The following is a 5,633-nucleotide window of genomic DNA, read 5'->3' as shown; positions in this document are numbered from 1 at the left end:
GGTCAGACGACTGGCATAATTTTTGACTGGTTTTGACTTTTAAAACATCCTCTTAAATCAGTACATAACCCTCTAACACTGAGTAAAGCAGATTTTGTAGTTGTTTTTTGGTACAGAAATTCTGCAAAATCCAATAATTCTTGTTGCTTATCTATAGGTAGCTGCCGCAATTTTTGTAACACAGCTTGTTCAATATTCATAATATTTCCCTATGATTATGCGCAGACGCAAAGGGGCTTGTCGTAGACATGGCACCGACTGACAATGCCATTGTATCGCTTTGCAAAAATTACAAGAGTGCGATCGCTTTCTTCCTATAGAGTGCATTATGCATATCAGCTTACTGCTTACTAACCTGCGACCGACTTTGAATAAATAAGAGTTAACTTACCATACTCAGAAATAGGATTAAATTCTCACTATTTATCAGTAAGCTAATCGGCACTTAAGTTGCATAATAAAAAGGTAAAGCTACTTAAAAGCAACTATGCCACCACAAGCTAGGAACTTTTTAACCCCAGAACAAGTTCAAGCGCTACAGCAAGCTTTCTTTGAGAGTTAACTACCCCACGTCAGAGAAAGAATTCTCATTATTTTGCAGTTCCTAAATTGCGATATGATAGGGCGTTACTTCTGCAACTCTTTAGCTATTAAGGAATTGGGCTAAAATACTTTCCGCTTGTTTACACAGTATTTCGTGATACTGACCATTACTAGCAAGCAATCCACCCCACTGATTGATATCATCGGTGTTGTACTGCAAGGGTGAGCCATCAAAGTGTGTGAACTTACCACCAGCTTCTGTCAAAATTAACTCTGGTGCTGCTATATCCCAATCTTTAGGAGCAGATTTACCAGACAAAGAAATATAAACATCTGCTTGTTGCTCAACAATAGCTGCAACTTTGCAACCTACACTACCAATCGCTTTTTGATTCTTACAAGGTAAATTTTGCAGCAGGTAATTTAATCTTTGATTGCGGTGAGAGCGACTAACTACTAGAGTTAAATCCTCAAGGCGCTTTTTGCTTAAATCTGACGACAACTGTAAGGGAACAGAAGCATTACGAGTTTCTACAAATGTACCTCTGCCTTTGGTAGCATAATACAACTTTTCTGCCTCTGGTACTGCTACAACTGCAAGTACTGGGCGGGTTTCTTTGATTAAGGCGATGTGAATTGCATAGTCCCCAGTTTTATCAATAAAGTCTCGCGTGCCATCTAAAGGATCGATGATCCATACCCAGGTAGAGTTATTGTGATTCAGTTGTGATTTATAGGTTTCTTCGCTGATATAGCTGAAATCTTCAGTACCCAAAGCCGCTTGTAAGCAATCTAAAATGTATTGGCTAACAGTTATATCTGCAACGGTAACAGGCTCATTTTGTTTATATTGCACTTCGAGATTAGAGTCTTTAACAGTACCGTGGTAATAAGACCGGAGTATATCTGCTGCTTGCCATCCTACCTGACGGGCGATCGCTAATATTTCTTGTAAATCTTTCATTGATTCAGCCTTCTGTGAGTTTATCTAATCACTGCTGTGCATCCATCCAATGGCGAGTGCCGAAAAATTGGCAAGCTTTAGCGGCTACCTTAGCTGCCTGAGCCAGCGCATCCGTAAAACTTTCTTGTAAGATGTAATGGCAGAAAGCACCATGAAAAATATCTCCAGCCCCCAGTGTATCAACTGCTGAAATGCGCGGCACATCTAAGATACCAGTATTACCACAACTTAAGTATTCAATTGGCTGTTCTCCATGAGTGATGGCGATGTGAGGAATTGCCAAAGAACTGAGATAAGCAAAAACTTCTGCTGCTGTGTGACAGTTGGGGGGATAAAAATTACTAGAACAAATAGCGTAATCCACAAAAGGTAAGAGTTGATCAAAACCAGGCTTCCAACTGCCACCATCAATTGCAATTGCGATATTCTGAGCTTTAGCGATTTGGGCGATCGCAATTCCAACTTCCATTTGATGCCCATCAATCAGCACTATATCAATATTTTGCAAAATATCTGGTGGCAGAGATGAAATACTTGCTTGAGTTTTGACTGCATTGATGGAAACTACAGCCCGTTCACCTGTAGATTGGGTGACAATGATCGAAGAGACTGGTATGGCGGCAGTAGTGCTAGGGTCAAGATCTGCGATCGCTACTTTGTAACTTGCTAAATCTGTGCTAACTAGTTGCGTCATTGGGTGCGAACCCAGTACACCCAATACTGTGGTTTGGTTTCCTAAATAACTGAAGGTGACAGCCGCATTTGTCGCCGGGCCACCTGCGGCTACAGTATAGTCACTTGCCACTATCTTCTGATTATTCTGTGGGGCAGACTCAGCCAGATAAATAAAATCCAAGGTTACTAAACCCACAAATAAACCGTGATAGAATTTTTGATTAGTCATTTGTGTTTGTTTTGTTCATTCGCGATCAACCTCTACTAATTTTTGATAGCTAATGAGGTTTTAGGCGTTAAATCTGTAATTAGACGTAGAAACCTGTAAATTAGGTCTGTACCAAGATAGGTAATCAAGATCGATAAATTTGATAGCTTGGTGATAGGGTGGATTGAAAATACCTGCCCCGATCTCCAAGGAATTGCTTATGAATTATCAGAAGCTAGACGCAGCCCTGGTGACAGCACTCAAGGAAGTGCATGACCCAGAAACACCGAGTTTGGCAGTTTTTATCCATACTGAACCTGTTTTAGAATTGACTGCAACTGCTGTTCTAGAAAATTTAGGTGTCAGTGGCGTCACTGCTGGAAAAGATGTTTTTACGGCAACCCTTTCCGCAAATGCCATTACCCAGTTATCTGAGCAACCTTGGGTGCAATATCTCAAGTTATCGCAGAAATTGCATTTAGTTAATGCAAGGTTAAATTCTAGGAGATTGAGCGTTTAATAGATTTGGTGATCGCATCTCTTGTGTAACCACAATCTCAAATTCCTTTAACTAAAACTGTCAGCGAGGGTTGACAGCCAGCAAGCAAAAAAATTGTGAACAGACTTTGACAATTATTCCTAATATTATAAGTATGCGCCTGTTGTTTGTAGAACCTTGTTCACAGTATTTGCTACTGCCTACAAAATACTGCTTTGTTAAAATAAGCTGAGATTTTATGTTTATAGATTGCTTAGTTGTCAAACTGGTGTAACGATCGCTTCAATTTATTGAGTGCTTAATAATACACAATTCTTAAGGATATAGTTATTGGCAGCGACATTGATTACCGAGAGCATTCTGTAAAATTCACTAAGCAGAATCTGCGATCCCCCCTTATCAGCTGCCACATACAGTCCTAAACTGAAGGTGAGAGTTGAAAGGCAGTCGGGAGACATTTTGTGAAAAAAGTTTTAGCAATTATTCTCGGTGGTGGTGCAGGTACTCGCCTTTACCCGCTAACTAAACTACGGGCGAAACCAGCCGTACCAGTTGCAGGAAAGTACCGCTTAATCGATATCCCTGTCAGCAACTGCATAAATTCTGAAATATTTAAAATCTACGTCCTGACACAATTCAACTCAGCGTCTCTGAATCGCCACATTGCTCGTGCCTACAATTTTAGTGGCTTCAGCGAAGGCTTTGTTGAAGTCTTGGCAGCACAGCAAACACCAGAAAACCCCAACTGGTTCCAAGGTACAGCTGATGCTGTGCGTCAGTACATCTGGTTGTTGGAAGAATGGGATGCAGAGGAATATTTGATCCTCTCAGGGGATCACCTTTATCGGATGGATTACCGCGAGTTTATCCAACGCCATAGAGAAACAGGTGCAGATATTACTCTCTCAGTTATTCCCATCGACGATCGCCGCGCCTCCGATTTTGGCTTGATGAAAATTGATGACTCGGGTAGAGTTATTGATTTTAGCGAAAAACCCAAAGGTGAAGCTTTAGCGCAAATGCAGGTGGATACCACCATACTCGGATTGAGCAAAGAACAAGCTCAACTCCAACCCTACATCGCTTCGATGGGAATTTATGTCTTTAAAAAAGATGTTTTGATCAAGTTATTACGAGAATCTTTAGAAAGTACGGATTTTGGGAAAGAAATCATTCCTGATGCTGCTAAAGACCACAACGTTCAAGCCTACTTATTTGATGGTTACTGGGAAGATATTGGAACCATCGAAGCGTTTTATAATGCCAACTTAGCGCTGACTCAGCAACCCCAACCGCCTTTTAGCTTTTATGATGAAGAAGCACCAATTTATACCCGCGCTCGTTACTTGCCTCCCACAAAGCTGTTAGATTGTAATATCACCCAATCAATCATCGGTGAAGGCTGTATTCTGAAAAATTGCCGTATTGAACACTCAGTGTTGGGAGTGCGATCGCGCATTGAATCTGGGAGCATCATCGAAGAATCCCTAATTATGGGTGCCGACTATTACCAAGCTGCTGTAGAACGGCAATGTAACTTGTTCACAGATGAAGTTTCTGTAGGCATTTGTGCAGATACCATTATTCGCCGTGCGATTATTGATAAAAATGCCCGCATCGGTCGAGATGTCAAAATTATCAATAAAGACAATGTGCAAGAAGCCGATCGCGAAAATCAGGGCTTCTATATCCGCAGTGGCATTGTGGTCGTGTTAAAAAATGCTGTTATTCCCGATGGGACAATCATTTAACAGTGCTGAGTGCTGAGTTTTGAGTTTATGATCAAAACTTCTAATCATTCTTCACTCTTAATTCCCGACTCAGCACTAGCTACTAAAAACTCAGCATTTTTTTTACTAATTGGTCTTCCTGGTAGTGGTAAATCAATCTGGGCAAAAAAATTGCTAGCAAAATGCCCCCAGATGCAGCTGATTTCTACAGATGCGATTCGGGGGCTTCTGTTTGAGAATAAAGGCACTCAAGGACCGTGGCTGCACATTTGGCGGGAAATTCAACAGCAACTACAGCAGGCTACTATCCTAGAAAAAACAACGATTTACGACGCTACTAACGCCCAGCGCCGCCATCGCCGTGAAATCATTACCCTAGCCCGCAATATGGGCTTTAAGGCAATACGGTTTAGTTAAGGTGATTAGAGTTCTCATCTGTCGAACAAAAACCAAGATTTGGGGGAGAATCCCCCAAACCCCCGATTGGGGGACGGTTGCGTCCCCCAAGCCCCCTCCAAAATAATTGTTCGGTTTTTTGTTTAGTAATTATTTGTGAACTTTGTTGTCAATGAATTTTCTTAACTGAACTGTATTGGGCTTTAAGGAAATAATTGGGATTTGAGCAGATACTCCATTGTGGCTGTGTTTGGCACGCAATCAAAAACGCGATCGCCGGGTTCCTGAAGAAATCATCTTGAGAATGCATTGTCAACTCCGGGATACCCGCCTAATTCGCTTTTCCCAATTGCGGAAGTACGGAAATTGCGCTCATCATGCGAGCGAGAACCCCACATGATTTTCTATGATGTTTGTTAATTTAAAATCAGAATCTATATTGCTCGGTATTATACCTGGCAAATCACAAATCTCATATCTTAGAAAAAGCGCAAAGTCGAGCCAGTCATGTGGTGAGGCGTCCGATCTTGGGGGTTCCCCCAGGAGGAACTGCCGAAAGGGTCTCCCGACTTGAACGTAGACGCCCTCCGGGCGGCTTCTCGGAGAGTACTGGCTTTG

The 5,633-nt window shown here is 41.8% G+C and carries 5 protein-coding genes and 2 pseudogenes; 4 read left to right on the top strand and 3 right to left on the bottom strand.

Features of this window, described 5'->3' with window-relative positions; all coding sequences use genetic code 11:
- Positions 1-2: 2 nt before the first annotated feature.
- From BV375_RS11135 to BV375_RS11125, 3 genes are all read right to left on the bottom strand, one after another.
- Entirely contained in the window at positions 3-200 is a 198-nt protein-coding gene (locus BV375_RS11135) for a DUF2281 domain-containing protein (RefSeq protein ID WP_086760367.1), read from the bottom strand.
- A 443-nt stretch (positions 201-643) separates the two neighbouring features.
- Entirely contained in the window at positions 644-1,507 is an 864-nt protein-coding gene (locus BV375_RS11130; RefSeq protein WP_086760365.1) for a 3'(2'),5'-bisphosphate nucleotidase CysQ, read from the bottom strand.
- Between the two features lie 28 nt (positions 1,508-1,535).
- Complete coding sequence (locus BV375_RS11125) at positions 1,536-2,411, bottom strand: sugar kinase (RefSeq protein WP_086760363.1); 876 nt, start codon at positions 2,409-2,411, stop codon at positions 1,536-1,538.
- Between the two features lie 199 nt (positions 2,412-2,610).
- Here BV375_RS11125 and BV375_RS11120 point away from each other — a divergent pair, with 199 nt between their 5' ends.
- The 4 genes and pseudogenes from BV375_RS11120 to BV375_RS38095 all read left to right on the top strand — a co-directional run.
- On the top strand, positions 2,611-2,910 hold the full coding sequence (locus tag BV375_RS11120; protein WP_086760361.1) for a hypothetical protein: 300 nt from the start codon (positions 2,611-2,613) through the stop codon (positions 2,908-2,910).
- Between the two features lie 440 nt (positions 2,911-3,350).
- Positions 3,351-4,640, top strand: a complete 1,290-nt coding sequence (locus tag BV375_RS11115; protein WP_086760359.1) for a glucose-1-phosphate adenylyltransferase — start codon at positions 3,351-3,353, stop codon at positions 4,638-4,640.
- Positions 4,641-4,667: 27 nt separating this feature from the next.
- Positions 4,668-5,015: pseudogene (locus BV375_RS11110) on the top strand (AAA family ATPase); the annotation flags it as partial.
- A 196-nt stretch (positions 5,016-5,211) separates the two neighbouring features.
- Positions 5,212-5,415, top strand: a pseudogene (locus tag BV375_RS38095) (AAA family ATPase); the annotation flags it as partial.
- Between the last annotated feature and the right edge of the window lie 218 nt (positions 5,416-5,633).

The sequence above is a fragment of the Nostoc sp. 106C genome (assembly GCF_002154725.1).
Lineage (GTDB): Bacteria > Cyanobacteriota > Cyanobacteriia > Cyanobacteriales > Nostocaceae > Aulosira.
The sequence above is the reverse complement of the archived record's forward strand: the minus strand, read 5'-3'. Positions and strand labels throughout refer to the sequence as shown.